This is a genomic window from Terrihabitans rhizophilus, assembly GCF_033898525.1.
Classification (GTDB): domain Bacteria; phylum Pseudomonadota; class Alphaproteobacteria; order Rhizobiales; family Methylopilaceae; genus Flaviflagellibacter; species Flaviflagellibacter rhizophilus.
Map to the genome: position 1 here is coordinate 46,084 of NZ_JAXAFJ010000008.1, position 26,149 is coordinate 72,232.

A 26,149-nucleotide genomic window follows, 5' to 3' on the forward strand; every position below is an offset into this window, starting at 1 on the left:
TAAGGACCAGCGCCATCTTGGAATGCGGCGAAGTAAAACTAGGACTCTGGCGAAGCGCGCGGTATTGATGCGTCTGGGTTACACGGCATCAGGGATCAGCATGGCAGCCGCGTTCGCGCCGTTCTCGTTTTCGGCGGAAGGGGTAGCGGACCGCGACCGCCTGACTGTCTGCCGTGCGCAACTGAGCGGGCTGCTGTCTTTGCTCGATCTCGAGCCCATCGCGAACATTCCTCTGGAGGTTCGAACGCTGTCATGCGCATTGCCTGGAGCAAGCCTTGCAAGCTGCTTCCTGAAATGCGCCCGGGCGTGCCGCCGGCAGAGTCACTGCCGGGACGACGGGTCCGATGACATCATGCTCCTGCGGCCTGTCGGGGGTACCGTGACCGTCGAACAGAACGGCCGATGCCTTCGCGTTGCCGCCGGGGACGCAATCGTCATCTCCACGTCACGGCCGTGGGAGTGGGAACTCCGCGACACCGAGCGGCTGGACTGCCTGCGCGTCCCGCGCCTGGTGGCAACGAGCGCTCCGACGGACCTTGTCGAGTTGCTGCCGTTCATGATCTCGCGGGACACGCCTGCCTTCCAGCTTCTGGCGCATTACGGCGGAGCGCTGCTTCAGGGCAGCCTGCCACTCGGTACGGCCGATACGCAGCGCATGGCCGCGCACCATCTTCAGGATCTTCTTTCCCTGCTCCTGAAGGCTGAAAACCAGAACGGGGGATTGTCGCGGCTGGACGCGATCAAACTTCACATCGTGCGCAACCTGCGGCACAGCACCCTCTGCGTCGAAGACGTCGCCCACCGCCACGGCATCTCCGCACGCACATTGCAGAAGATGTTCGAAGGAGAGGGGACGACGTTCTCGGAATTCGTCCTCAGCGCGCGCCTCGCCGCAGCCCTGAAGGACATGCTCAGCGATGGTCCTCAGCGCAAGATCAGCGAGATCGCATTCGAAGCAGGCTTTGGTGACCTGTCATACTTCAACCGGACATTCCGCCAGCGCTACGGCATGACACCGAGCCGTGCCCGGGGAGGCGGTGCAGGTGCCGTGGATCGCCTGTTGCCGGTAACGTGACGGGGGAACTTCCGGCTCGGATTGACGGACGAGAGGTTCCGCCTTCGGCTTGGCGGTAAGTCGCTGTCGAAAGTCCGATTAGGTGGAGTTTCTTCCGGCAGAGGCGGCACTCCAGTTCATGGGCCGCGAAGACGCACCGATTTCCGCTCAGGCAAATGAGGGCAGTTTTGAGCTAGCGCGCCAGGTGCTGGAGCGCTCGCAACGCATGGCGGCGCAGCCGGGATGTCCCGTTGTTTGCAAATGGCGCGTTCACCACCGTTGCAGAGGTGAGTATCCACGGAGCTAATCGCCTCGGTAAATCATCTTGAAGCCACCGAGCTAATTCCCTGCAGCGGCGATCTTCATAGACCTTGGCACAGAAATCCAGGCAGACCGCCGCATCGAAGCCGAGGTGCAGCCGGCGAGCAGCCACCGCAAACAATTGCTCGTCGCCTTCCGGGATAGCTCGAGCGGCTTGGACGATGTCCACGACCAGGCGGAGCATGTGCAGCTTGTGACCAGAGGTGGCGTGAACGACAGCCGTCATCAGGAGCGCGGCCGGATGTTTGGAACTGCCCGCGACCGATAGCAGATCGCCGTAGCCGAAGGAGCGGCGTCTTCGCAGACCGGGATAGTGAACGAGATTCCCGTGGATCTCGAACAGGAGCTTCGGGTTGTCTGCGACCGTCCACTTGTACTCCTGGTTTCGCTCGGAATTGTCCCATAGCGCTTTGCGCTCGGCTACGAATCCAAGATCGGCAACGATGCCGTTGGCCCTTGGGATATCCCCGGGATCGACGAGCACGTCGATGTCGGTGAATGGGCGGTCTGAGGGGCTTGGATAGAGAACTCGCGCGAAGACTTCGCCCTTCACGACGGAATGGCGGATACCCGCTCCGTCAAACGCCTGCGTAATGCGCCGCCCGTGGTGATGCAGGAGCAATGATTGACCGGATGAGATCAGCAGTTCGTCTTTGATAGCCGTTATCCGCTCATCCACGTCCATTTCGACGCCGGAAAGGAAAGGCTCAAGCTTCCGCCAGACAATGGGCAGCACGGCGTGACTGCGCGCCGCTTCCACCAGATAAAGGCGCTCCTCGGAGGTCAGGTGGAGCGCGGGTGCGACGGGGCGGAGCGGGTCAGATAAGGCGACAAGCAGCGCCGCCTGTTCGCCGCTCAAGCTGCTGCGGAGAGACCTCAAGAGCCGTTCTCGCAGGTGAACGGGGGCGCACCGAGTCTGAAGGCTGAGGGTTCGGCGGGCAGCAATCCCGCGTTCCATCGTTCCCGCAGGCGCTCCAAGCGCCGCGCCAGGCTGCTATAGCGGCGGTAGAGGACCCGGTGGTCCGCCGTGTCGAACGCGATCCTCCACCGTGTCAGCACGGGCTTTTCTCCGGTTGCCGCACCCAGGGAGCGGACCTCGTTCAGCAGGCGTACCGGCAGGCCGTCGACATCCACCAGAACCCCGGGTCGTTGATGGAAGCATGAGCACAAGGCGGCCACGTCATCGCGCCCATGTCTCGGTTGCACCATGGCCACGGGTGTCTCCAGGCGGGCATAGGGGTAAGTTCCCGGTTCTTGAGGCGTGGCAGCGATGCGTCCGGCGCAGAACTCGGGGACCGCCCCCGTAAGCATGCTCGCCATGGCCGATGCAAGTGCAAGGTCGCGCTTTGCTCGGCTGGACCAGTCCTGCGCTGTAAAGCGCGAGTATGCGAGGATGTCTCCTTCGTCGAAGCCCTGCGTCATCAAGTGCAGCGTAACGCCGCCAAAATCCCGCCAGGCGCCGTCATAGGCAAGCCAGTGGAAAGGGCGAGGGCCCCGGTACTGCGGCAGCAATGCGGGATGGAAGTTGACCCCGCCATGTCGGAACACCTGCAGCACAACTCGGGGGATGCGGCGCATAAAGCCGTAGGTCACGGCGATGTCCGGCGCAGTCGCGCCTAGATTCCGGGCGAGATCGTCCCAGTCCGGTCGCTTGGGCAGGTTGAGCAACGGAGTGGCACCCAGCCTCCGCCGATAGGAACGCTTCAGTGCCAGATACCTGAGCGGGTGCCTGAAGCCGGCCGTCGGCGCACAGGTGACAATGGCCGATACGGTATGCCCGGCGTCCAGCCATGCATTGATCATCGGCCCCACAGCGACGCTCTCGTGAATAAAGAAGACGGCGCTTAGAGGCTGAACGTGTTGCTCTGTCGTATCCATCTGCATCAACGTTGCATGAAGATCCAAAGTTATATCGCTTGAGGTTGACGAGTAGAGGGCTGATACGCTTCATTCGACAATCTATAAGGGGGAAGCCGCATGAAGAAGTATGCAAAGCCGGTGCTGACCAAGAAGCAGACCTTGTCGGCGGTGACAGCGATCAGCGCCGGGTCTGGCGTCAAGTAAATCGGGCCCGCCAACCGCTGAACGTTACCGCATTCCTTCCTTTCAGCGCGTATGGTTCAGGCCAAACGCGCTGAGAGTACCGCCGCTACACCGTCCAGACGGTCGCCCACTGCGAGTGTGAAGCTCGGCACGTTGCGGACCATGCTCGAGAAAAGCTCGAAGCGGTCCATCTGATAATCGGGAGTTCCGCTCCTTGCGCGCCGCAGATTGTCGGCAGCCAAAGCAACCAGAAGCTCCGGCTTGTCGGCAGTTTCCATGATGGTTGCCCCCTGCCGGTGAGGTCTCAACCATATTAAGCCTGCCAGCGGCAGCGCAGCGGCGGGAGCCGCAATCGCAATCTCCGGAACGTCCTCCGGACGGATCACTTGCTCGCCTTCATTGTCCCAGTCGCCGTGCAGGTGCGGCAGCAGCCACGGCAGAAGCGCTGCGGTGCGACGATGAACCTTCGGCTTGCGGGGAAGTCCCCATATCTCCAAGCCGGCCCCGTCACGCCGCAGCACCCCCACGTCGTCGCTCATCAACGCGAAGCCCGAAGCGGACAGCGCCAAAGCCGTGGTGGTCTTGCCTGTTCCACTTGGTGCAAAGACGAGAATGGCGCGATCGCGGTGAGGCACGGCTAAGGCTGCTCCGTGAACCAATGTTTGCCCGGTCATATCGATGGCCGCATCCACGATGCTCATACCAATGTCACCGGCAAGGATCCGCTCGGCACCCTGCGCAACTAGGATTGCGCCGCGCCCTCGCAGCCGATCGAATTCAATGTGAACCTGTTCCTCCAGCGTGAGAACAAGATGCTCTCCGCTGCCGGCCAGCGTGCAATCCCCATCGAGACCCGGAAACCGCCCATGAAACAGGATCTCGTCCTGCGGCAATGGCGGCACCATGCCATGCGCCACGGACCATTGTGTGGTCTTTCCACGCGCCTGATCCGTCTCCAGCGATCCCAGCAAAAGCCGCAGCGGGGCAAGCAAGGCCGGATCGGTGCTTTCCAGGCAGAGGGTTGCTCCCGCCAGGTTGAAAAATGCGTGCGCCATCAAGACCGGGAGGTATGGCGCAGGACGGTCACCAGCCCAGGCTCAGGAGGATTGAGAACGACCTCGCCACGAGACACCACCCAGCAGTGGGCGCGAACGATGGGGGCCTCGATACTGCTTGGATCCACACCGAACACCAGTTCAGGTGTTTCCCCGGCGGCGCGAAGAAGCCGGTAGCCTAGCACGCCCTGCCGCAGGCAGCGCCTGTGCCTCATGGTCCACGGCCGCCGCGTCGTTCGGACAACCAGGTTCAAGAGATCGTGCTGAGGCACTCCACTCAAATCAATGAATGGCGGGCTGTCGGCGATCCGCAGCACATCAACTAGAGGCCTGTTCCGCAGCCTCACAGGAAGGCTTCGCGCTTCGCACCACACGAAAAGGCGCAAAAGCAGGCTCTGCCTTCCGATCATTCAGCCAGGTGCCGCACGTCTTCTACAATCTGTTCCGATGCAAGATCCCCGGCAAGGTCGATCAGGTCGCGCGCTAGAACGTCCCGTTGCACGTCGAACTCCGACATCATGCGGTCTGCGATCTCGCCGATCGTCCGCTTTCCGTCGACAGCGGCGAGAAAGGCCTCGGTTGTCTCGTTGCCCGTGTACAGCTGGCCGCTATCGGCCATTAGCACGACCGCTCCGTCCCCTAACTTCTGGAATGAGGCGGGAGCAGAGATTTTTAGCACCGTTGCTTCGTTCATCCCGATGTCCTCAGCCGAACCGCTTGATCTCAGCGTTCGGCGAGTCCCATTGCTATCAGAAATCCGCGCTTGGTGGGGCGAACTCCGGCGAAGACACGAGAGGCTTCGGTCGCCTGTCAGCGTGCGTTTCGAGCCCACGCAGGTGAAGTTTGCTACTCGGGCCGCGCATCGGTCGCTCCCTGAAAGTCACTAGCCTCCGGATTTACATGCATGCTGGGGAGCCTCGGCTGCTCGTGACGTACGGTGTCACGGACAGGGTTCGCTCGGCACGCTGCTCGGGGCCGCCGGCAGATCCACTTTGCTGTGCACCCATCCTGACGGCCGATCTTAGCAAGCTTTTGGGGGACTATGGTAAGGTGTCGTGTTTAGAGCTTTGCAGATGATCTCGGGTAAGCCTCACATCGATCGAATGCTCGGCCGCGTATTGCGGCTGGTTGGAGCTCGAAAAGCGCTGCTGCCGATGAGCATTGCGATGATCGCGGTGATGCTTGTCGTGGTCGCGGCAACTTTGATGATCGCCAGATCTCAAGCCTGGGAACAAGCTGAGCAACAAGCAGAGAACGTCAGGCGCGCCGTTGTTGAAGATGTCCGGTCGCAACTAACCCTTTATGGCCGGATGCTGGACATTGCGCAGGGACTCCTTGGCGGGCCACAGTTCGCAGGCCTGCCCCAGGACCTCACTTCCGGCATGTTGGCCCGGATGGTTCACGACTTTGAGGCGGCGGGGGTCGTTATCGTACTGGACCCGGCGGGCTTCAGCGTCGCTGATTCATCGGGGCGGAGCAAACGAACGGACAACTTCGCCGATCGGGATTACTTTTCCGTCCACCGCGATCAAGCAGACAAGGGTCTTTACCTCGGGCCACCGTACAATAGCCGATTGCGCAGTGGAGATCCGAGTTTCGCGCTGAGCCGCCGGATTACAGGTGATCAGGGACAGTTTCGCGGAGTTGTTGTCGCGGCAATCCGCCTTGAGCATTTTCGAAGCCTGTTCTCGAGCATCGATCTTGGACCGAAGAGCACGATATCGCTCGTGAGTAACGATGGCGTCGTCATGATGCGGCAGCCTTCAAGTGATGCTCAGGGCGACGTTGGCAGGGATATTTCGGCCAGCGCCAACTTTCGCGAGATCAAGGGGCGCCGCAGCGGCACCTTGGTGGCAACCACATCCATTGACGGTGTCGAGCGGCTCATCAGCTTCGGTGAGGTGACGGGGTATCCTCTCCTGGTGAACGTCTCGGTGGCGACGGAGGAAATCCTCGCCGATTGGTGGCGTGAGGCGGTTCTCATCGGTGGGATTTCCTTAGCCGTCAGTTGCGCCTTGGTCTTCCTCGCACTGCTGTTGCAGGGGAAGGTCGATGAACTTGAGAACGCCAAGGCCGCACTTGCCGAGGTCGTCTCGAAAGACGCGCTCACCGGGCTCGCAAACCGGCGTGAATTCGATGTCATCGTGCAACGCGAATGGCGGCGTGCTGTACGCGAGCGAACTCCGTTGTCACTGCTCATGATCGACGCCGACCGGTTCAAGCAGGTGAACGACCGTTTCGGGCATGCTGAAGGCGACAAGGTGTTGAGGGAACTTGCGAGCGAAATACGCGGCAACCTTCGGCGAGCCACCGACAGTGCCGCTCGCTATGGGGGCGAGGAGTTCGCTATCGTTCTTCCGAACACCGACGAGGCAGGCGCAATGAAGGTTGCCGAGACGATCCGGCTCGCTGTGTCGGCTAAGCTGCAACAAACAGGGGCTGCGGGCGGTGGCGCTGCAGTCACGGTCAGCATCGGGGCGGCATCCGTGATCCCCGACTATGCGAAATCAATCGACGAGTTCATAGCTGCGGCAGACGGGGCTCTTTACGCCGCGAAGAAAGCTGGACGAAACAGATCGCAGCTTGCAGATCTGGAGTCTGGCCAATCATCCCGCGTCGTTTCCTTGCCACCAAGACCAGAGCGCAACTGATCCCGGTGCTTCTGCCCGTGTTCGGAGGCTCAGGTCTTCGACCCGGCCGTGCTAAGGAGCTTTGGCGATGTCGTCTCCCGCCGCCGGATCCAGCAGGGCGAAGCGACAGACGGCGCCGCCGGCAAGCATCGCCGCTGCCAGGAATGCGATCTGGAAATCAGCGAGCGACAAGCTGTTCTCGCCTCGCAGGCTCATGGACACGGTCAGTGCCACGCCGCTGAGTGCGAAGCCAAGGCAATTGGCGACCTGCTGACCCATGCTCCAGAGCGTGGTGGCGGAGGCCCGATCTGCCTGCGTGATGTTGACGAAGGCAAGCGTGTTCAACGCGGTGAACTGCAGCGAGCGGAACATGCCGGCTGTGAACAGCACCGCCGCCAGCGCGGGATAGGGGGTCTCTCGATCCACGAAGCCCAGCGCGTAAAGGCTCGCAGCCGCGAGCATGCCGTTGGCCAGAAGCACAGTGCGGAACCCCAGACGCCGCAAGATACGCGTGGTCACGCTCTTCATCGCCAGATTTCCCGCGAAATAGACCAGCACGAGGCTTCCGGCCTCGACTGAGGACAGGCCGAAGCCGAGCTGGAACATCAGGGGCAGCAGGAACGGAGCCGCGTTGATGGCCGCGCGACACAACGTGCCTGCGCCCAACGAGGTAAGGGAGAAAACCCGATCATGCAGCGGCTGGAGGCCGATCAGCGGATGGGGAGCGCGCTTCAGGTGGCGGAGCGCGGCGACACCCAAAAGAAGGCTCGCCGTTCCAGCTAGCGCCGCAGACAGGAGAGCACCTTGCCGCTGGGAAAGCGCATCGAGCATGTAGACCAGCAGCAGCAAGGAGCATGAGGTCAGCGCCAGCCCGCGCATGTCAAAGGGACGGGCGGGTGCGCGGTCCTCCCCGGGCACGAAGATGAGAACAAGCACCCCACCGGCAACGCCTACCGGCAAATTCAACAGGAATATCCAAGGCCAGCCAGCCCAGTCGGCCAGCGCGCCTCCGACGACGGGCCCGATCACCGGGGCGATCAGCGCAGGCCAGGTTATCGTGGAGATCGCCTGCAGCATTCCGGAATTCGGCGTATTCCGCAGCACGGCAAGGCGCCCGACCGGGAAGATCAACGCGCCGGCAAGGCCCTGCAGCACCCGCGCCAGCACGAACAGTCCGAGGGATGGCGCAAACGCACAAAGGAGCGATGTCGCGCTGAAGGCCAGCATGGCGGCGGCCAGCACCTTGCGTGCACCTAGGCGTTCTCCGAGCCAGCCGCCGAGCGGCACGAACGCCGCAAGCGCCATCAGGTACGCCGTGATGCCAAGTCCCATGGCGATCTCCGACACCCCGTAATCTGCCGCCATAGAAGGCAGGGCCGTGACGATCACAGTCCCGTCCAGGTTCAGCATGAAATACGCCGAGGCGACCACGGCGGCGACGAGGCGCGATGCGCTTGCCTGATGCGAAGGCAAGGGCGCGGCTTCCGGCGTGGGCATCATGCGTCTACTCCGCCGGCGCCGGACGCAGGAAGATGCTGCGGCTGACGGCCCCGATGCCGAGCATGAACACCGCGCAGAGCATGGCGCAGGCGCCGATAAGATGCTGGAGGCTGATCCACTCTGCAGCCAGGCCGAGCATTGCGGCGCTGAGCGCTGGTCCTCCCCTGAAGATGAGGCCGTAGAGCGCGATGACGCGGCCCCGCATGCGATAACCCGCTGACGATTGGATCAGGGACTGCATGCCGATATTGCAAATCACATGCCCGAGCCCTGCGACCGCCATAAGCGCGAGGGCGAGCGTCACACCGCCCGCGACGGAAAACACCATGAGCGATGCGCACATCGTGAGCCCGCCGACGAGGGTGACCAACGCCAACGCCGGCAAGGTTCGTGGCTTCAGCATGATCAAGCCCCCCACCAGAGCGCCCACCCCCTGCGCGCTCATCAGAGCGGATAGAACGTCCGGCCCGCCCTGGAAGGTCTGTCCGGCAATTGCGGGGAAAAGCTCCGTAAAGGGGCGGCCAAGCAGCGAGAACGTGACGGCCATGAGGAAGACCACGAGCAGTGAAGGGGTCGCGAGGACGTATCGGCAGCCGTCCGTGATTTCGCCAAACAGGTTCGTCCCGGATGGCGGCGGCGCCGCGCGATTGAGCTTCATGCGCAGCACCGCGAGAACGAGCAGCATCGCGGCATAGGCCGGGATGACGGCTGTGAACACGGCGGCGGCTTCGCCGGTCTTCAGCAGGATCATGCCCGCAATCGCCGGGCCGAGGGCGCGAGCAAGGTTGAAGGCGATGGAATTGCTCGCCACGGCTTGCGGCAACCGATCACGCCCCGCGAGCGCGCCGATGATGCTCATCCGCACCGGCTGGTTGAACGCCTGCGTCACCGAATCAACGAGAGCAAAAATGAGGAGCGCCCAGATCGTGAGCGTTCCCGCGAGCAGGCTCGCGACGAGTGCGAGAGGCACGGCCAGCATGGCGGCCTGCGTGGCAAGGATGAGGCGGAACGCGTTGGTGCGGTCGGTCATGGCCCCCGCGAAGGGGGTGACGACGACTGCCGCAAACAGCTCCGTCAACGCCAATGTACCCACCCAAGCCGGCGAATGGGTGAGTTCCCAGGCAAGCCAGCCCAGCGTGGTCTTCTGCATCCACATCCCGGCTGCGGAGACGCCTTGGCCAGCGGCGAAGACAACGAAGTCCGGTGGCCTGCGTGTCAGTCGATGCGAAGCCATGCCAAAAAGCGCCTCAAATAAACACGATAATTGTGTTCTTTGTAGATAAACATCTTGACTAGGATGTCCTATCAGGTTGGTATGACTATCAACTTGATGGAGATTGTCTATGGCCTTTCGCGTCACCGCCCTTGTCGTTGCAGCCCTGACCGCGCTTGTCGCGGGTCCCGCTTCAGCCAAGGAGGCCCCGCCGGAGGTGGTGCGGATCTTTGGCCAGGGCGCAGGCTACGGAAAGCCGCATGGGCATTCCGTCATCGCCGTCCTGAAGGAGAAGAAGCTCCTCGAGGAGGAGTTCGCGGGCGAGAACGTGCGTTTCGAATGGACCTTCCCGCAGGGAACAGGGCCAGCGATCAACGAAGCGATCGCGAACGGGCAGGCTGACTTCGCGAACTACGGCGGTTTGCCGAACATCGTCGGCAGGGCATCCGGGCTGCCCACGAAGATCGTCGCCTCTTACGGCGTCACCAATTCCTACCTGGTCACCGGCAAGAATGTGCCGGCCGACAGCATCGAGGACTTGAAGGGCAAGAAGATCGGCGTGGCCTTCGGCACCGTCAATCACCTCAGCTTCCGTCGATACCTCGAGAAGAGGGGCCTCTCGGAACGGGACTTCAAGGTGTTCAATTTGAAGGCGGCCGATCAGTCCTCCGCCCTGACCTCAGGTGACATCGACGCTGCCTTCGGGAGCCCTAACCTGATCGAGCTCGCGCTCTCAGGCGTCGGCAAGATCACTTATTCCTCCCGCGGGGAGATCGGGCCGGCGAACCAGTTCGGCGCCTTCACAGTCACGGAAGGCTTCGCCGCCAAGTATCCCGAGACGACGCAGCGCATCGTCGCCTCCTTCGTAAAAGCGGCCGCCTGGGCCTCCGACGAGAAGAACCGCAAGGAACTGATCGACATCTGGGAGCTGAACGGAACGCCGCGCGCCTCCCTCGAACTCGACTCCGAAAGCCAGGACCCGCGCTCCCGCTTCAGCCCGTTGCTCGATGAGTTCACGCTGGCGAAATACGAGACGGGCTCCGCCTTCGCCATAGAGAGCAAGTTCATCCGGCAGCCCGTCGATCTGAAGACGTGGATCGACCCGAGCTTCCTGAACAAGGCGGTCAAGGACCTGGGCCTCGAAGGCTTCTGGAAGACCCGCCGCGCGGATGGCACCCCGCTCAGCTGAAACAAGCCTCTTCATCTTCCTTATCGATCCAGGAGCATGTGATGCCGCTTACCCATTCCAACGAGATTGCCCTTGGCACCCCGGCGCCGAGCTTTGCCCTGGCGGATGCCGACGGACGCATCTGGACGCCGGCGGACGCTCTTGGCACCAAGGGGCTGCTGGTGGCGTTCCTCTCGAACCGCTGCCCCTATGTCGTGCACATTCGCGAGGCTTTCGCAGCTTACGCCCGCGATTACGCCGCAAAGGGTATCCGCGTCATCGCCATCAACTCCAACGATGATGGCGCGTACCCCGAGGAATCGGCCGAGGCCGTCCGCATCGAGGCAGAGACCTATGGCTACGCCTTCCCCTACCTGAAGGACGGCAAGCAGGAGGTGGCGCGGGCCTATGGGGCTGCGTGCACGCCCGACCTCTACCTGTTCGATGGGGAACAGAAGCTGTTCTACCACGGCCAGTTCGACGACAGCCGGCCGAAGAACGACCTGCCCGTGACAGGCGTCGATCTGCGGGCGGCGACCGAGGCCATTCTTGCAGGCGTGGAGCGCCCCTCCGAGCAGAAGCAGGCCATCGGCTGCAACATCAAGTGGCTGCCGGGTCATGAGCCGGAATGGTTCGGCGCGGCCACGGCCGCAGCCTGACCGCCAGCACGGAGGCGCAGCTGCTGCGGCCTCCTTCTCTCACCACGCGATGTGCCCATGAACGATCTGGTTCGCCTCTCCTCTGACGTGCTCGTGCTGGGCGGCGGTCCCGCCGCCTGCTGGGCTGCGCTGGCCGCACGCGAAGCGGGGCTGAGCGTCGTCATGGTGGACAAGGGCTATGTCGGTACGAGTGGCGCGACGGCGCCGTCGAACACCGGCACCTGGTATGCGGCAACGCCCGAGCGCCAGGCAAAGCTTGTCGAAGAGCGGCTGAAGCTAGCCGCCGGCCTTGCAGATGTTCGCCAGATGCACCGCGTGATCGAAGCCTCGACCCAGCATCTGAATGCGCTCGCAGCGCGCGGCTATCCCTTTCCGCTCGATGACGAGGGACAGCTCTACATCGCCAATCTGCGGGGGCCTGACTACATGCGCTTCATGCGGTCGCAGGTCATCCGGGCCGGCGTCACCGTCCGCGATCATCATCCGGCGCTGGAGCTCTTGGTTGCCGGCGATGCCGTCGCCGGTGCCGCGGGCGTGGCCCGGCAGGCTGGCCGGTCCTGGGAGGCGAGGGCCGCGGCGGTGGTGCTCGCGACCGGCGGCTGCGCCTTCGGCTCCCGCATACTCGGCGCGACAGGGCTGACCGGGGACGGCCAGCTGATGGCAGCCGAGCTTGGCGCGACACTTTCGGGGATGGAGTTCTCCAATCAGTACGGCATCGTTCCCTTCGACAGCTCGGTCAACAAGGGCCTGCCCTATGGGTGGGGGAGCTTCTACCGTGCCGATGGCTCGCAGATCATTATACCACCGGGCCAGCGCTTTCCCGTGCTGGCGCGCGAGGCCTTGCGCGGCGCGATCTTCTCCCGGCTGGACCGGGCGCACGGACAACTCCCGGACGCTTTGCGGCGCGGCCAGCCGAACTGCTTCCTGCCCTTCGACCGCGTGGGTGTCGATCCGTTCAGCCAGGTCTTCCCGATCACCCTTCGCTGCGAAGGCACGGTGCGCGGTACGGGCGGACTGCGCCGGGCGGACGATGACTGTTCGACGGCAATTCCGGGGCTCTACGCGGCTGGAGATGCGCTGGAGCGGCAGGATATCGGCGGGGCGGCCTCGGCGGGAGGGGGGCCGAACGCATCCTGGGCCATCGCGACCGGAGTCTGGGCCGGGCAGGGGGCCGCTCGGTTCGCGGCAAGCCTCGGCCCGCGAGCGGGGCAGCGCACCGTCCGTCCGGCCGGCCAAGCCGGCTTGCGCCCGGCAGGTACCGAGAAGGCGGTGAACCCGCAGGAGGCGATGGCGGTGGTGCAGTCAGAAATGCTGCCTCTCGACCGCAGCTTTTTCCGCAGCGGAGAGCAACTCACGCGCTCGCTTCGTCGACTCGATGGCATGTGGACGGCCATCCGCGATCATTCCGCAGGCGACGGGCAGCGAGCGCTCCGGACCCGAGAGGCGGCGGCGCTTATCGCCTCCAGCCGCTGGGCCCTGCGTTCCGCGCTTGCACGCAGCGAATCCCGCGGCATGCACATCCGGCTCGACATGCCGGCAATCGATATCGGCCAGACGCACCGTTTCATTGTTTCCGGCATCGACGATCCTGTCATTACGCCCGACCGGGCCGTGGCTTCCGAGGTGCTGGCATCATGATCGAGGTCGTGTCCGAAAGCCGATGCACGGCCTGCAATCTGTGCGTGAAGGTGTGCCCTGCCAATGTGTTCGACGTCGTCACCGGCGGCATTCCCGTGATCGCGCGGCAACGCGACTGCCAGACATGCTTTCTCTGTGAAATCTACTGCCCCGCTGACGCGCTCTTCGTGGCTCCGAAAGCAGACACGGCGTCCGTCGTCGATGAATACGAGATCGAGGCGTCGGGCCTGTTCGGCAGCTACGCCCGTGCGCTGGGATGGGAGAACGGGCGCCCGGGTGGCACGGCCGACGATCCTACCCACCGCCTGCGCCTTGCATCGCTCACCGGGCAGTTGCCCAGCAATCAAGTTCAGGAGTTGGCGCGATGAGCCTTGTCCTCACGGAAGCCCGTGAAATACCCGGCAAGGGCCGGCTCACCCGGATTGCGGCCTCGACCTTCAATGGCCTGCGCGACACCGGCCTGGCCTTGATCCTGCCGATCCTCATCCTCGTTGCTTGGCAGATATCGGCGCATTTCCAGCTCGTATCCTTGCAGATTCTGCCTCCTCCTGCCCAGGTGCTGGACATCGGTCTGCAGATGATCGCGAACGGCGAGATCCCGGATGCGCTCTTCACCAGCATGTGGCGGGTGATGGCCGGCTTCTCCATCGGAGCCATCGTCGGCATCTCGCTTGGCGCCGCCATGGGTCTGTCGCGCACCTTCGAGGCCTATGTGGGTCCGACGGTGCGCGCCTTCTGCCTTGTGCCGACGCTCGCCTGGATACCGTTCTTCATGCTGGTGCTCGGCATCGGGGAGGGTCTGAAGCTCGCGGTCATCGTCAAGGCCAGCTTCCTGCCTTTCGCCCTCAACTCCTTCGAGGGCATACGCGCCGTGCCAGAGCGGTATTTCGACGTGGCCCGCAGCTTCGAATTCACACGGATCGAGACCCTGCGACGCCTCGTCCTGCCGGCGGTTCTCCCCAACATCTTCGCGGGGGCAAGGCTTGCCCTCGGCAACGCGTGGAAGGCGTTGGTCGTGGTGGAGATGCTCGCCGCCGCCGAGGGCATCGGCTATTTGATGGCCTTCGGGCGCCTGATGTTCCAGCTGGACACCGTGCTCGTCACCATCGCCGTCATCGGCCTTGCGGGATGGACGCTCGATACGATAGCGCGCGGTGCGGAACGCCGGTTCACCCGATGGAGCGGTCATGCGGCCTGATCTCTCCACTGCCGGCTACTCCGGGCTGGGATGGCGTGGTTTCGTCCTGCCGGCGGCCATCCTCGGGCTGTGGAGCTGCTCGTCGGCGCTCGGGCTGGGCAACGAACATATTCTCGTCTCGCCGCTGAGGGTTCTTTCCGCCGCTGCCGAGGCTGTGATGGATGAAAACGGCATCACCGCTTTGCTGCACAGCCTCGGGCGCTTCATCTCAGGCTGGCTGATCGGCAGCGCGGCAGGTCTCGCCGCAGGGTTGGCCATGGGGCTTTCTCCGACGGCGGATAGGGCCGGGGGGCCCACCTTCCACGCCTTGCGGCAGGTAGCGCTGTTTGCCTGGTTGCCTCTGCTGAGCGCCTGGTTCGGCATGTACGACGCACCGAAGATCGTCCTTATCTCGATGGCGGCGTTCTTCCCTGCCGCGCTCAACACGCAGGCCGGCTGCCGCGGCGTGCCGAAAACCTATCGCGAAGTTGGCCGTGTGCTCGAGCTTGGCCCGGCAAGCACTGTGTGGCGCGTCATCTTGCCCGCCGCGGCACCCTCGATCATCGCAGGTCTGCAACTCGGTCTCATCGCATCGTGGATCGGCACCGTGGGTTCCGAATACCTCATCGGGAACGGCCAGGGGATCGGCATCCTCTTGAGCGCGGCGCGCGAGGGAAACCGCATGGACCTCGTGATCGTCTGCATCGTCACCCTTGCCTTCGTGGGTCTGTTCTTCAGCCAGGTGGTGCGCCTTGGCTCCCGCCGGCTGATCGCCCGTCATCTGCCCTCCTGAGGCGCCGATATGTTGCAAACCGGACTGCTCGATATCCGCCACGTCTCGAAGATGTTCACCGTCGATGCGCGGCCTGTGCATGCGTTGCGCGACGTGTCCCTGAGGGTGGAGCCTGGTGAATTTGTCAGCCTTGTCGGTGCGTCCGGCTGCGGCAAGTCCACTTTGCTGCGTCTGGTCGCCGGGCTCGATACACCGGACGAAGGTTCCATCGCGGTCGACGGCCAAGCCGTGAACGCCCCGAGCCTCAAGCGCGGCATCGTCTTCCAGGATCATCGCCTGTTTCCGTGGCTGAGCGTGCTCGACAATGTGCTGCTCGGCCTGCACAAGGCGGACGCAACGGCGGCGCAGCGGTTGCAGCGAGCAGCGGAACTGATCTCGCTGGTGGGCCTGGCCGGCTTTGAGAACGCCTTCCCGCATCAATTGTCCGGCGGAATGGCGCAGCGGGCCGCCATTGCCCGCTCACTGGCGCCAAGCCCCGAGGTTCTGCTTCTCGACGAGCCGCTGGGCGCCCTGGATTCGCTCACGCGCAGTCATTTGCAGGAGGAATTGCTGCGCATCTGGCGCCATCAGAGAACCACCATGCTGATGGTCACTCACGACGTGGAGGAGGCGATCTTCCTATCGGATCGCGTGGTGCTGCTGGGATCCCGACCGGGGCACATCCGAACGCAGATTTCGGTGAACCTACCGCATCCACGCCGACGCGCGAGCGCCCAAGTCATCGCCATAAAGGAACATCTGCTGGATCTTCTCGCAGGAGAAACACAGACGAGGGTAGCAGTGTGAGCTCGCCCTGCGCCCGACCGTTCACACTCCGGTGCAGGAGGACGAGAACAGGGCTCAGACGTTCCCTGCTACTCAGCATCATGATCCGCGTGTCCGGGGTTCGAGTCACAGCGCCACGATTTAACGACGACATCGGGCGGGCCGGCTGGACAGGATGCCCTGCCGTTCTGCAAAACGAAGGGAGGATTGCGCGCGAGACTACCTTCGCCGAAAAGCGGGCTCGGCTTCGTCTCCTCTTACGCTTGGGCAAGAATTGGAGGCCCGAACGAGCCGGATAATTACAGGCTCGTCGTTCCCTTCAAGCCGCCGCCAGATTCCGAAGGCCGCATCTCAAAGGCTCTTCAGGCGATCGGCGCCACGCCGGTGAATCAGCGCGTTCGAAGGCCAGCAGGGCTCAACATCCCCAAAGCCTTCCTTCTGGCACGCCCTATGATCGTTGGCGCCGGCTTCGGCTTGAGATCTTGGGCAGCCACTGAATAGCGGAAATCGTCAGCGGCCTGCAGGGCTCCTTGAGGCAGAAGGTATCGATCCAGCCCGAAGCGAGACCGCATATCCGCCCAAGGCACATACTTGTCGGTGTGGCTCGCCAGGTGGCAGATAAAATTCTCGTCATGCCGTTTCGTGAAGTGATAAGGGCGCGCATTGAAGGCTAGGTGGTCGAGGATCGCGACGGCCGACGTGTTGAGCATCCCGCGCCGCTCCAGCACGTAAACGAAAGCCTCTTGGTCGCTGTTAAGCGTCGTGTACATGCCGAAACGATCTGCGTCCCACCAGTCTCGAACCGCCTTTCCGTCCGCACTCAAGACATCCTCCAGAACCTCGATTGCTCGCGGCGTGTTGCGGACGAAGTAAAGGCCAGCGTTGATGTAGGACCATTGCCCCTTCAGGTTTACGGGGCTGCGACAGAAGATGAAGTCTGCCGACCCGGCTCCCTCAATGATGGCTTCCAGCGTCTTGCTGTGGTCCATGAAGAAGGCGTCATCATCGACCCAGAAGACCCACTCAGCTCTCGACCGCTTTAACACGCCGATCGCCGCCATTGTCTTCTGATCGAACGGTGATAGCAGCCGATAGGGCGTGGCGTCGAAGAGGTAATCATACCCGTGCCGCTCGCAGTAGACCGCGTGATTGATCGCGGCGGGTGAGCCGGGCTTCGTGTGTGATGACAGGACCAGTACGGAAGACATGACCCCTCCTAGATAGCGGTTTTCTCGCAGGACCTCGTCCCGCTCCTCAGCCGGCGCTTCATCTGTTGTTTCAAACGCTGCGGCGTATCGCAACCCCTGCGTGCATTCCGGCGGGAAAGGCTCATCTCGCGAGGCAGGATAGGCAGAGCTGGTGTCAGACCGGCGCCAGGGGGCTGCGAACGATCTTGCTTTAGCGGCTGGAACTGACGAGCAGTCTGCTCTCAGGCCACCCGGATCGATTCCTGGCGCTCGCTGCCCAGGAACGCGGCGATCTCCGGTGCGGGCACCGGGCGGCTGAAGAGGAAGCCCTGTACGCCGCAGACGCTGCGTTCGGCGGAGATCACCACCAGCTGCTGCTGCGTCTCCACGCCCTCGACGATGACGTCCATTCCAAGATCGGCGCTGAGGCGGGCGACCCCGCGCAGCAGGGTCATGGCGCGGGGCTCGACCTCGATGCCGACCAGGAAGGAGCGGTCGATCTTCACCTTGTCGAGGTGGAAGGACTGCAGGTAGCTGAGGCTGGAATAGCCGGTGCCGAAATCGTCCAGTGCAATCCGCACCCCGAGCGATTGCAGCCGTTCGAGTGAGAGGCGGATCGTCGGCGTGTCCTGGAGCAGCACCGTCTCGGTGATCTCAAGTTCCAGCCGCTCGGGCGAGAGACCGGCGTCCGCCAGCGCCGCGCGCACGGTGCTCTCGACATTGCCGCGCCGGAACTGGATGGGCGACAGGTTCACCGAGACCCGCACATCGGACGGCCATGTGGCGCAGGTGCGGCAGGCCTCGCGCAGTACCCACTGCCCGATCTCCACGATCAGGCCCATCTCTTCCGCCACGGGGATGAACTCCGCCGGGGAGATCATGCCGCGCTCCGCATGGCGCCAGCGCAGCAGCGCCTCGCACACGCTGGCGCGGCCGGACTTCACGTCGATGATGGGCTGGTAGTACAGCTCGAACTGCGAGCGCGCGAACGCCTCCCGCAGGTCGAACTCCAGCTTGCGGCGGGCTTGCGCCTCGACATCCATGTCGGGCTCGAAGAACCTCCAGCCACCGCGGCCCTCGGCCTTCGCCCGGTACAGCGCGATGTCGGCGCTCTTCAGCAACTGGTCCGCATGGACACCGTGCTCTGGCGCCAGGGCAATGCCGATGCTCGCGCCCACCATGATCTGGTGTCCGTCGATCTCGTAGATCTCGCTGAGCAATTCGATGATGCGGGCGGCAAGCGCCTCGATATCCTCGCGGCTGCTGACGGAGTTCTGCAGCACGACAAACTCGTCGCCGCCGAAACGGGCCACAACATCACTTTCGCGCACGACTTTGCGCAGCCGTTCGGCCACCGCGCAGAGCAGCCCGTCGCCCAGGGGGTGGCCCAAGGTGTCGTTGACCTGCTTGAACTCATCAAGGTCGACGAAGAGCACCGCACGCGGGACAGGCGGCTGGTGTTCCGCCAGCAGGCGGTCGAATTGCTCGGTGAGGAAGGTCCGGTTCGGCAGCCCGGTCAGCGAGTCGAAGCGCGCAAGGTGCTCGATCTTGGCCTCGGCGATGCGCCTTTCCGTGATGTCCTCCACCACCAGCACGCACCCGCCCGCCTCCATCGGCTGGGCCGCCAGTTCCAGAGTGCGGCCATCGCCAAGTTCGCTCATGAAGGGTAGGGTCCGGCGCGTCGCCGCCACGCGATCCAGGAACTGCACGGCGAACGTCTCCGCCGCCGCTCCGCGAAGAAGGCCGATGCTGAGCATTTCCGCCAGCAGATCGTTCCCGGCCATGCCCCGTCGGTCCCGCGCGGTGTTGAGGCCGAACAGTGTTGCGAAGCGCTGGTTCGCCACGACAAAGCGTTGATTGGCATCCAGCATGCACAGGCCTTGCGGCATGTTGTTCAGGGCGGTGTCGAACTGCGTCGCGAGCGTCTTGATTTCATGACTGGCGATCACGGCATCGAACAGGATGCCGCGCAGCCGTGCCGAGATGATGCGGATGCTCAGGAAGAAGGGGACCAGCAGCGCCGCAAGGAAGAAGTAGGGCGCGCTGTTGCGCATCAGGAGCGCTGCGATCATCGGCACCGCGGCGCAAATCGTCTGGGTGACCACCAATTGGTCGCTGCTGAAGTTGCGGCCGGTGATGCCGACCAGATACGCGATCACCACGGCGAAGCTGATGAGATGGACCGCGGCGTCGTCGGTGCGCGAGAAGCACAGGAAACACCAGATGCCGAGAAGGCCGACATAGGCTGCCGACACCACGATGTAGCGGCGCTCCCAATAGTGCGCGACATCCGGTGACTTCGGCTGCGGCTGCCGTGCGTAGGCCTTCATCTCGGCCGCCCGCACCACGCCGATAAGGCCCATGAGCGCCGCACAGGCCAGCAGGAGCACGTCCCCGGTGCGCCAGAAGGTGACAGCTGCGGCCAGTGCGGAGCTCAGAGTGCCCGCGAACAGCGATCGTGCATCAGAATAGAGTGCGTCTACCGTCGAGACATAGACCTGCGAAGGCAGGCTCTCGTGAGCTGCCTGGGGCACGCGGCGAGAGGTCTGACGCAAACGACCAAGGGCGCGAAGCGGATTGTCCACGCCGCATCTTGCCTCCGAAATAATTACGAAGAGGTACCGATTTGCAGAAAAACGCTCCCAATCCGGGGTGCGCCGATTCAACCACGCAAATAAAATCTTCGTTTGGGCACCGGATAACTTCAAACGTAGTTAACAAAAGGTTAATTTGTCCTCAGCTGGAGCGGCGGCTGGAGGATGCATCATGGCGGGTGGCACAGGACAGGCGAAGAGCTTCTCGGACAAGCTTTCCGAATTCATCGATCTGGTGGACTACCGGCCCGTAAGGACGGTCGAGGAGCGGGAAGCCGTTTTCCGTCTTCGCCACGACGCCTATGTTCGCGAAGGAGCCATCGAGCCGAACGCCGCCCGGCGCTTTACCGATGCTTACGACGATCTCCCGAATTGCTGGATCTTCGGCATCTACATCGATGATGAGCTTGCGAGTTCGATCCGGATACATGTCGCTTCGCCTCGCAATGCGCAGGCGCCGGGAATGAGCGTATTCCCGGACTTGCTCCAGCCGGAACTGGATCAGGGCCGCACGATCATCGACCCTACGCGCTTCGTTGCCGACGAGCGGCAGGCGCGCCTGCATCCTGAGCTGCCTTACGCAACGGTGCGCCTCGGTTTTGTCGCCTCGGAATATTTCGACGCGGACATCGGTCTTGCCACCGTGCGTGCGGAGCATCAGGCTTTCTACAAGCGGCTGTTCGGCCTGAAGCCGCTTTGCCTGCCGCGTCACTACCCAAGCCTCGCAAAGCCGATCAGCCTGATGGCGATCCACTATCCGACGGTGCGACAGGGCATCATGGCGCGATATCCGTTCCTGACGTCGACGGCGGCGGAACGGGAAAGGCTGTTCGGGGAACCGGCGTCGACCGGCAGGACCGTGGTGCCGCTACGGCTGCCGCCGCTGGAGTCCGGCACCGGGATCGTTCCCCGCCATGCGGCGGCACACGCCTAGCGTTCAGGCGAAGCACTGGCCGATCGTCGTCGGCGCGGCCTGTGGCCGCGCTGCCACGTCCGCTACGAAGGCGCCTAACAACTCGTTGAAGGCGGCGGGCGTCTGCAGGAATGGCGCGTGTCCCGCACCGCCCAGGACGTGGCATCGTCCACGCCAGAGATTGCCGTACTGAATCCCTTCCAGGTAGTCGAGGCGCGCGAAAGGCTCGTTGTCGCCGTTGACCACCGCAATCGGTTCGGGCGCCTGCTCCACGGTGGACCTCTGGTCGGCCGACATGCCTTTCATCATCGACCAGAACAGCGCGGGTCGCGCCCGGACATCGGTGCGTGCGATCATCTGCATCACGCGCTCATCCGCTGCGTCCCCGAAGCAGATCGCCGCGAAGCGCCGCATCTCGACCGGGGCGAGCCTTGCGCGGGTGGCCAACAGAAGTCCCAGGCTCACATGGAAGCCGCGCATCAGGCCGAGAATGCCGGTCGCAGTTGGAGGCGTGCCCACGATCATGAGCCCTCTGACACCAAGTCTGCGGCTCAGCATTTCGATGCCGATATGCCCGCCGAGCGACCAGCCCATCACTACCGCTTCTGCGACGCCGAGGCCTTCCAGTACCGCGAAGGCGGCATCGGCATAGCCGGCGATTGAGTAGGCTGCGGGATCTACCGCGTCGGACGAGTCCCCGTGTCCGGGGAGGTCCATGGCAATAAGCCGCAAATTGCGGAGTTCCGGGGCCTCAAGCTGCTCGCGGAAAACGTCCTTGCCGTTCGAGTTGCCGTGGATCAGCAGCACAGGCGTGCCGGTACCACCGGTGTCGGCGACAGCGATATCGGCATTCGCGGTGTGAATGGTTCTGCGAGCGGAGGTCATTACATCCTGTCGGTCCCGCTAGAATCACGAGCAAAGGTGTACGAATCCTTGCTGTGCTGGCGGTTTCACCTAATGCGTTGGTATAGACCGTGCCGGATGCGTGGGTCGCGCTCGCGGGGCGCGGCCTTGAAGACGGGGATTGGCGATGCTTAAGGATGAGGGCGGGGCCTACGTTCTGGGCCATAGCGACCGTGAGCTTGCGCGGCTCGAACGGCAGGCCGGCTTCTTTGCCGACATGACGCGCGACGTGCTGCTTCGCGCAGGCCTGAAGCCCGGCATGAAGGTGCTCGATCTCGGCTGCGGGGTCGGGGACGTCTCGTCCATCGCCGCTGACCTGGTCGGAGACGGGGGAGAGGTGCTCGGCCTCGATATATCTCCCGAAGCGATCGGCATCGCAGGGCGCCGCATGAAGGCGACAGGCCGGGATCACGTACGTTTCGAAGCCTCGACGATCGAAGCCTTTGACCGCTTTTCCGATTTCGATGCGGTGATCGGTCGTTTCATCCTCGTTCACATCCCGGATCCTGCATCGCTGATCCGCGAGGTCGCGGGCCGGATGCGCGCCGGTGCCATCCTGTCCTTCGTGGAGATGGATATGAGCACCGCGACCGCTCTGCCGCATCTGCCGCTGCTCAGCCGCAACATCGACCACATCTGCGAAGTCTACCGACGCGCCGGACGCCAGATGGACATGGGTTCGCAGCTCTTCGCCGCGTTCCGCGCAGCGGGGCTGAACCCGGACCTCATCGGGTTCACGCGCATCGGGAGCGGGAAGGAAGAGGCGGGCTTCGAGTTCATGGCTGAATCGGTGCGCAGCCTGCTGCCGTTCATTGAGAAACTCGGCATCGCCACCCCCGAGGAGATCGGCATCGGCGATCTGCAGGATCGGCTTCGTGCAGAAGCTTCCGACGGCGAATACTGCGTATTTTATCCCCGTCTGATCGGTGCCTGGGCATCTGTCTGACGCAACCTGAAGTGGTTTTTGCTTTTAAGTTGCGTGCTTGATCTTTAACCCCTGCAGAACTTCTACGCACTAGAATGTACCGCTTCAGTGTAGCTGGACATCGGATTCGAAGGCATGCGGACGAGAGCAAAAGGTTTGGCAACAGCAGGTATCGGCGCGGCCGTCCTGCTGGCGGCGACTTCGGGTGCCTCGGCTGGCGCGTTTCTCATCCGCAGCCAGAGCGCGGCCGGCTTCGGCAGTGCTCTGGCCGGCGTCGCCGCCGGTGACCGCCTGTCCTACAGTTACTGGAACCCGGCCGTTCTCGGGACCATCCACGATTTCCGGGTCGAGGCCAACGCCGCGGGCATCTTCCCGTCCTTCGACATCGAGCCTGACGCCACGACGAACGCATTCGTCGCGGGAGCGGGTGGGACGCCTTCCGGCTCCATCGATGTCGGCAAGAACGCGTTGGTGCCGTCCTCCTATGCCGCATATGCGTTGACCGAGAATCTGACGGCCGGTCTTGTTCTGTCGAGCCCCTTTGGCCTCGCAAGCGAGTCTCCGAACAACTGGGCGGGGCAGATCTACTCTCGCTCCTCCGAGATCTTCTCGCTGAACGTCAATCCCATGCTGGCTTATCGCGTCAACGATATGCTGACAGTCGGTGCCGGCGTGCAGGCGCAATACTTCAAAGCCACGTTGAGCCAGGCGGCAGGTATCGAGCCAGGCGCGCCGGATGCGGAACTCGACGCCAACGACATTGGCTTCGGCTTCAATCTCGGAATACAACTGCGGCCTTGGCAGGGCACATCCATCGGACTGGGCTACCGCTCGTCCATCGAGCATGATCTGGAGGGCGACCTGACCTCGCCGCTCGGTCGGTTCGACGTCGGGACGACCCTCGACACGCCTGACGTCCTCAGCCTCGGCATCAGCCAGGCCGTCAGTGATCGCATGCGCCTGCTGGGAACCGTTGAATGGGATCGCTGGAGCCGGCTGGACGGCGACCTTCCGGTGGCGGCCTCCAATGGTGCGGTCCTCACGAGCCTGTATCTGGATTACCGGGATGGTTGGCTCTACTCCGTCGGCGCTGAATATGACGCGTCCGACAAGCTGACCGTGCGCGCTGGCATCGGCTATGAGCGGGTGCCGCTCACGGTCGAGAACCGCGACACCCGTTTGCCCGAGTCAAACCAGGTCATTCTCTCGACCGGCCTGTCCTACAAGTACAGCAACCGCCTCTCGGTCGATCTCAGCTACCTCTATAGTTTCGGCGTGGGCGACGACCGGATCAACATCCAAGACGGCAACGACCGCTTCCTCGGCCAGCCGTTCAGCGCCTCGTCGGAACTGGATGTCAGCATCCTGTCGGCCGCTGTCAGCTACCGTTTCGGCGTCGCCGACTAGCAGTCAGAGCACACATGCGCGTCGAGGCCACCCGGTCCCTTCGGAGCCGGATGGCCTAGATCAGTCGAGCGAAGGCAGCATTCACACCTTTGCGGTGTGACCCTGCTCCGAGAGCATCAGGAAACGACGGGTCACCGGCTCGATATTGTTCTCGATCCAGCTAGCCATTGCGATCTCCTCGCCGAGCGTCTGCTCGAGGGCCGATACGTCGCGGGTGTTGCCGCTCGCTTCGGCCAGGGTGATCAGCGACTTGTAGCTGGCGATCTCGAAGTTCTCGAACGCATAGTTCGCGAAGGTGTTCTTCAGGATCTCGTCGCCTGCCACCGAATGGCCAAGAGCGGCCATGGCGCCGCTGAAGGAAAGGGCGGTGTCCTTCAGGGCCGAATGGGTCTCGTTCAGGTTCTGCAGCAGCCCCTCGAGTCGGGTGATCTGCTGTTCGGTCTCGGCGCTGTGCATCTCCAGCTGCCTCAGAACGTCCGGATAGTTTTCCAGCCGGGAGATCTGCGGCTTCATGATCGAAAGAGCCTGGTTCTCAAGCGCATGCGCGTTGCGCAGCGCCGTGATGTAGAGCTCGTGGGCGTAGGTGTCGGCCATGTAGTCCTCTCGCACGGTGAACGCTGAATCCAACAGCGACCGCAACGCCCGGTTCCCCCACGCCTCGGGCCGGTACGGTTCAGGACCGTTCTTCTGTGTGTGGAGTCGGAACGATTCACCGCTGAAAGGACTCGGACTCCCGCAGTTCGGAGTCGATGTCATGGCGCGCAGCACATCCTGGAAGGGCTATTTGAAGCTTTCGCTGGTCTCGTGCGCCGTGGCGATGACGCCCGCGCAGTCCGAACGCGACCGGGTCCGCTTCAACACGCTGAACAAGGCGACCGGCAATCGCCTGAAGCAGCGGCTTATAGATGCCGGCACCGGCGAGGAGGTCGACCGGGAGGACGTCACTCGCGGCTATGAGTTCGCCAAGGGCGAACACATCATGGTGGAGGACGAGGACCTGGAAAAGGTCGCCCTGCCGACCAAGCACACCATCGACATCGAACAGTTCGTGCCCATGGACGAACTCGATCCGCTCTGGATGGGGGACCACCACTATCTGATGCCGGACGACGCCGTTGCCGAGGAGGCCTTTGCGGTCATCCGGGACGCGATGAAGGAGAACAATGTCGCCGGCATCGCCCGTCTGATCGTGAATGGCCGGGAGCGCTACATCGTGGTGCGTCCGCGCGGGAAGGGCGTGCTGCTGACGACGCTGCGCTATCCCTACGAGATGCGTTCCGAAGCCGAGGCGTTTTCCCGAATCGGCGATGCCGATGCGCCAGAAGACATGGTGGAAGCCGCTCGCCAGATCATGCGCCAGAAGACGGTCCGCTTCGAGGCATCGGCCCTGAAGGACCGTTATCAGGCGGCATTGCAGAAGCTGCTGAAGGCCAAGCAGGCCGGCGGATCCGTCGCCGCGCCCTCGCCGGCGAAAGCGGCGCCGGAGAAGGTGGTTGGATTGTTCGAGGCGCTCAAGCGCAGCATAGCGGCGGAAAAGGCGGCGAAGCCGGAGGCGGCGGAGCGCAAGCCGAAGAAGGCCGCTGCCCCGCGCGGCAAGGGGAGCCGCAGGAGCGCCGCATAGCGCTCCTGCGGTCCGAAGTCTTCAGGCCTTGCTGTCGTCTTCCTCGGCAAGGTCCTCGTCGTCGACTTCTTCGAACGCGTCGGCGAGGGTGTCCATGATGTCCTCGACCTGATCCACCGTCGCGCTGAACGTCAGGGTCGTGCCGTTGCTCGTCTCGATGGTGATGACCAGTTCGTCCTCGTCCTTCACGTCCAGCTGGATGCCGGTGAATTTGTTGTCCGCCATGTCCGTCTCTCCCTGTGGCAAATTCAGAACGCGCGTGCCGCCTTTTCGGTCCGCGTGAATCTTCCCGTACAATCGCATGAAATCGTTAGGGGATGCTGCCCTGCCGCGCGCTCTGGGCTATAAACCGCACGCTTTGCGCTGCTTCGAATTGGCGGCTGCAAACCTTCCGATCAGGAGGTCGGCATGGATAAGGAAGAACTGATCCGGCTTCGTGCCTTCGAGATCTGGATCCGCGAAGGCATGCCCGAGGGTCGCGAGCGCGAGCATTGGCTGCAGGCGCGCCGCGAGATCGAAGGCATGTTCGAGAGCGAGGATGATGGTCCCGCTCCCGGTTCCAGGTTCAGGAACGGCTGATAGC

26 protein-coding genes are annotated in these 26,149 nt (G+C 63.3%); 14 read left to right on the forward strand and 12 right to left on the reverse strand.

From position 1 onward, the window contains the following. The first annotated feature begins 100 nt into the window (after positions 1-100). Entirely contained in the window at positions 101-1,075 is a 975-nt protein-coding gene (locus SCD90_RS12780) for a helix-turn-helix transcriptional regulator (RefSeq protein ID WP_319845074.1), read from the forward strand. A 172-nt stretch (positions 1,076-1,247) separates the two neighbouring features. Here SCD90_RS12780 and SCD90_RS12785 read toward each other — a convergent pair whose 3' ends face one another. The 5 genes from SCD90_RS12785 to SCD90_RS12800 form a co-directional block, all read right to left on the reverse strand. Then, positions 1,248-2,234, reverse strand: a complete 987-nt coding sequence (locus tag SCD90_RS12785) for a nucleotidyltransferase family protein (protein ID WP_319845075.1) — start codon at positions 2,232-2,234, stop codon at positions 1,248-1,250. Between the two features lie 17 nt (positions 2,235-2,251). Next, positions 2,252-3,178: a formyltransferase family protein gene (locus tag SCD90_RS12790; RefSeq protein ID WP_319845076.1), complete on the reverse strand. Its 927-nt coding sequence runs from the start codon at positions 3,176-3,178 to the stop codon at positions 2,252-2,254. A gap of 317 nt (positions 3,179-3,495) precedes the next feature. After that, on the reverse strand, positions 3,496-4,476 hold the full coding sequence (locus SCD90_RS12795; RefSeq protein ID WP_319845077.1) for a hypothetical protein: 981 nt from the start codon (positions 4,474-4,476) through the stop codon (positions 3,496-3,498). Beyond that, complete coding sequence (locus SCD90_RS16665; protein ID WP_425265687.1) at positions 4,473-4,883, reverse strand: lasso peptide biosynthesis B2 protein; 411 nt, start codon at positions 4,881-4,883, stop codon at positions 4,473-4,475. The genes SCD90_RS12795 and SCD90_RS16665 overlap by 4 nt, the downstream gene beginning before the upstream one ends. Continuing rightward, the gene (locus SCD90_RS12800) at positions 4,880-5,167 is read right to left on the reverse strand and encodes a PqqD family protein (RefSeq protein WP_319845078.1); all 288 of its coding nucleotides are present in this window, start codon (positions 5,165-5,167) and stop codon (positions 4,880-4,882) included. The genes SCD90_RS16665 and SCD90_RS12800 overlap by 4 nt, the downstream gene beginning before the upstream one ends. Positions 5,168-5,528: 361 nt before the next feature. On the opposite strand from SCD90_RS12800, the gene SCD90_RS12805 reads away from it, so the two are divergent. Beyond that, positions 5,529-7,124 carry a GGDEF domain-containing protein gene (locus SCD90_RS12805; protein WP_319845079.1) on the forward strand — a complete coding sequence of 532 codons (1,596 nt, stop codon included), beginning with the start codon at positions 5,529-5,531 and terminating at the stop codon, positions 7,122-7,124. 51 nt (positions 7,125-7,175) lie between these two features. Here SCD90_RS12805 and SCD90_RS12810 read toward each other — a convergent pair whose 3' ends face one another. Then, on the reverse strand, positions 7,176-8,603 hold the full coding sequence (locus SCD90_RS12810; protein WP_319845080.1) for an MFS transporter: 1,428 nt from the start codon (positions 8,601-8,603) through the stop codon (positions 7,176-7,178). Between the two features lie 4 nt (positions 8,604-8,607). Next, positions 8,608-9,963, reverse strand: coding sequence for an MFS transporter (locus SCD90_RS12815; RefSeq protein WP_319845081.1), 1,356 nt, complete (start codon positions 9,961-9,963; stop codon positions 8,608-8,610). Here SCD90_RS12815 and SCD90_RS12820 point away from each other — a divergent pair. From SCD90_RS12820 to SCD90_RS12850, 7 genes are read left to right on the forward strand one after another with little or no spacing between them, the layout of a single operon-like run. Then, a complete protein-coding gene (locus tag SCD90_RS12820) occupies positions 9,947-11,005 on the forward strand; it encodes an ABC transporter substrate-binding protein (RefSeq protein WP_319845082.1) in 1,059 nt (352 codons plus the stop codon). The genes SCD90_RS12815 and SCD90_RS12820 overlap by 17 nt on opposite strands. Before the next feature lie 41 nt (positions 11,006-11,046). Further along, positions 11,047-11,643 (forward strand): thioredoxin family protein, encoded by a 597-nt coding sequence (locus SCD90_RS12825; RefSeq protein ID WP_319845083.1) that lies wholly within the window; start codon positions 11,047-11,049, stop codon positions 11,641-11,643. Positions 11,644-11,700: 57 nt separating this feature from the next. Next, complete coding sequence (locus tag SCD90_RS12830) at positions 11,701-13,281, forward strand: FAD-binding protein (RefSeq protein WP_319845084.1); 1,581 nt, start codon at positions 11,701-11,703, stop codon at positions 13,279-13,281. Further along, positions 13,278-13,649, forward strand: a complete 372-nt coding sequence (locus SCD90_RS12835; RefSeq protein WP_319845085.1) for a ferredoxin family protein — start codon at positions 13,278-13,280, stop codon at positions 13,647-13,649. The genes SCD90_RS12830 and SCD90_RS12835 overlap by 4 nt, the downstream gene beginning before the upstream one ends. Then, a complete protein-coding gene (locus tag SCD90_RS12840) occupies positions 13,646-14,479 on the forward strand; it encodes an ABC transporter permease (RefSeq protein WP_319845086.1) in 834 nt (277 codons plus the stop codon). Before SCD90_RS12835 ends, SCD90_RS12840 begins: the two co-directional genes overlap by 4 nt. Further along, positions 14,469-15,251 carry an ABC transporter permease gene (locus SCD90_RS12845; protein WP_319845087.1) on the forward strand — a complete coding sequence of 261 codons (783 nt, stop codon included), beginning with the start codon at positions 14,469-14,471 and terminating at the stop codon, positions 15,249-15,251. The genes SCD90_RS12840 and SCD90_RS12845 overlap by 11 nt, the downstream gene beginning before the upstream one ends. Positions 15,252-15,260: 9 nt before the next feature. Continuing rightward, entirely contained in the window at positions 15,261-16,037 is a 777-nt protein-coding gene (locus SCD90_RS12850) for an ABC transporter ATP-binding protein (RefSeq protein WP_319845088.1), read from the forward strand. Positions 16,038-16,405: 368 nt separating this feature from the next. Here the strand turns inward: SCD90_RS12850 and SCD90_RS12855 are convergent, their stop codons facing one another. Both SCD90_RS12855 and SCD90_RS12860 read right to left on the reverse strand, forming a co-directional pair. Beyond that, positions 16,406-17,224 carry a putative nucleotide-diphospho-sugar transferase gene (locus tag SCD90_RS12855; RefSeq protein WP_319845089.1) on the reverse strand — a complete coding sequence of 273 codons (819 nt, stop codon included), beginning with the start codon at positions 17,222-17,224 and terminating at the stop codon, positions 16,406-16,408. Between the two features lie 221 nt (positions 17,225-17,445). Beyond that, positions 17,446-19,788 carry a putative bifunctional diguanylate cyclase/phosphodiesterase gene (locus tag SCD90_RS12860; protein ID WP_319845090.1) on the reverse strand — a complete coding sequence of 781 codons (2,343 nt, stop codon included), beginning with the start codon at positions 19,786-19,788 and terminating at the stop codon, positions 17,446-17,448. A 181-nt stretch (positions 19,789-19,969) separates the two neighbouring features. Here SCD90_RS12860 and SCD90_RS12865 point away from each other — a divergent pair, with 181 nt between their 5' ends. Next, entirely contained in the window at positions 19,970-20,731 is a 762-nt protein-coding gene (locus tag SCD90_RS12865) for an N-acyl amino acid synthase FeeM domain-containing protein (protein ID WP_319845091.1), read from the forward strand. A 3-nt stretch (positions 20,732-20,734) separates the two neighbouring features. Here the strand turns inward: SCD90_RS12865 and SCD90_RS12870 are convergent, their stop codons facing one another. Continuing rightward, a complete protein-coding gene (locus SCD90_RS12870) occupies positions 20,735-21,595 on the reverse strand; it encodes an alpha/beta fold hydrolase (protein ID WP_319845092.1) in 861 nt (286 codons plus the stop codon). Between the two features lie 145 nt (positions 21,596-21,740). Between SCD90_RS12870 and SCD90_RS12875 the strand changes: the two genes are divergently transcribed. Both SCD90_RS12875 and SCD90_RS12880 read left to right on the forward strand, forming a co-directional pair. Continuing rightward, the gene (locus tag SCD90_RS12875; protein ID WP_319845188.1) at positions 21,741-22,559 is read left to right on the forward strand and encodes a class I SAM-dependent methyltransferase; all 819 of its coding nucleotides are present in this window, start codon (positions 21,741-21,743) and stop codon (positions 22,557-22,559) included. 135 nt (positions 22,560-22,694) lie between these two features. After that, entirely contained in the window at positions 22,695-23,945 is a 1,251-nt protein-coding gene (locus SCD90_RS12880; RefSeq protein WP_319845093.1) for an OmpP1/FadL family transporter, read from the forward strand. Positions 23,946-24,026: 81 nt separating this feature from the next. Here SCD90_RS12880 and SCD90_RS12885 read toward each other — a convergent pair whose 3' ends face one another. Continuing rightward, positions 24,027-24,539, reverse strand: a complete 513-nt coding sequence (locus SCD90_RS12885) for a ferritin-like domain-containing protein (RefSeq protein ID WP_319845094.1) — start codon at positions 24,537-24,539, stop codon at positions 24,027-24,029. Positions 24,540-24,699: 160 nt separating this feature from the next. On the opposite strand from SCD90_RS12885, the gene ku reads away from it, so the two are divergent. Then, positions 24,700-25,566: a non-homologous end joining protein Ku gene (gene ku, locus SCD90_RS12890; RefSeq protein WP_319845095.1), complete on the forward strand. Its 867-nt coding sequence runs from the start codon at positions 24,700-24,702 to the stop codon at positions 25,564-25,566. 21 nt (positions 25,567-25,587) lie between these two features. On the opposite strand, the gene SCD90_RS12895 is transcribed toward ku, so the two are convergent. After that, positions 25,588-25,791 carry a hypothetical protein gene (locus SCD90_RS12895; RefSeq protein ID WP_319845096.1) on the reverse strand — a complete coding sequence of 68 codons (204 nt, stop codon included), beginning with the start codon at positions 25,789-25,791 and terminating at the stop codon, positions 25,588-25,590. 183 nt (positions 25,792-25,974) lie between these two features. On the opposite strand from SCD90_RS12895, the gene SCD90_RS12900 reads away from it, so the two are divergent. Further along, positions 25,975-26,145, forward strand: coding sequence for a DUF2934 domain-containing protein (locus SCD90_RS12900; protein WP_319845097.1), 171 nt, complete (start codon positions 25,975-25,977; stop codon positions 26,143-26,145). The last annotated feature ends 4 nt before the right edge of the window (positions 26,146-26,149 follow it).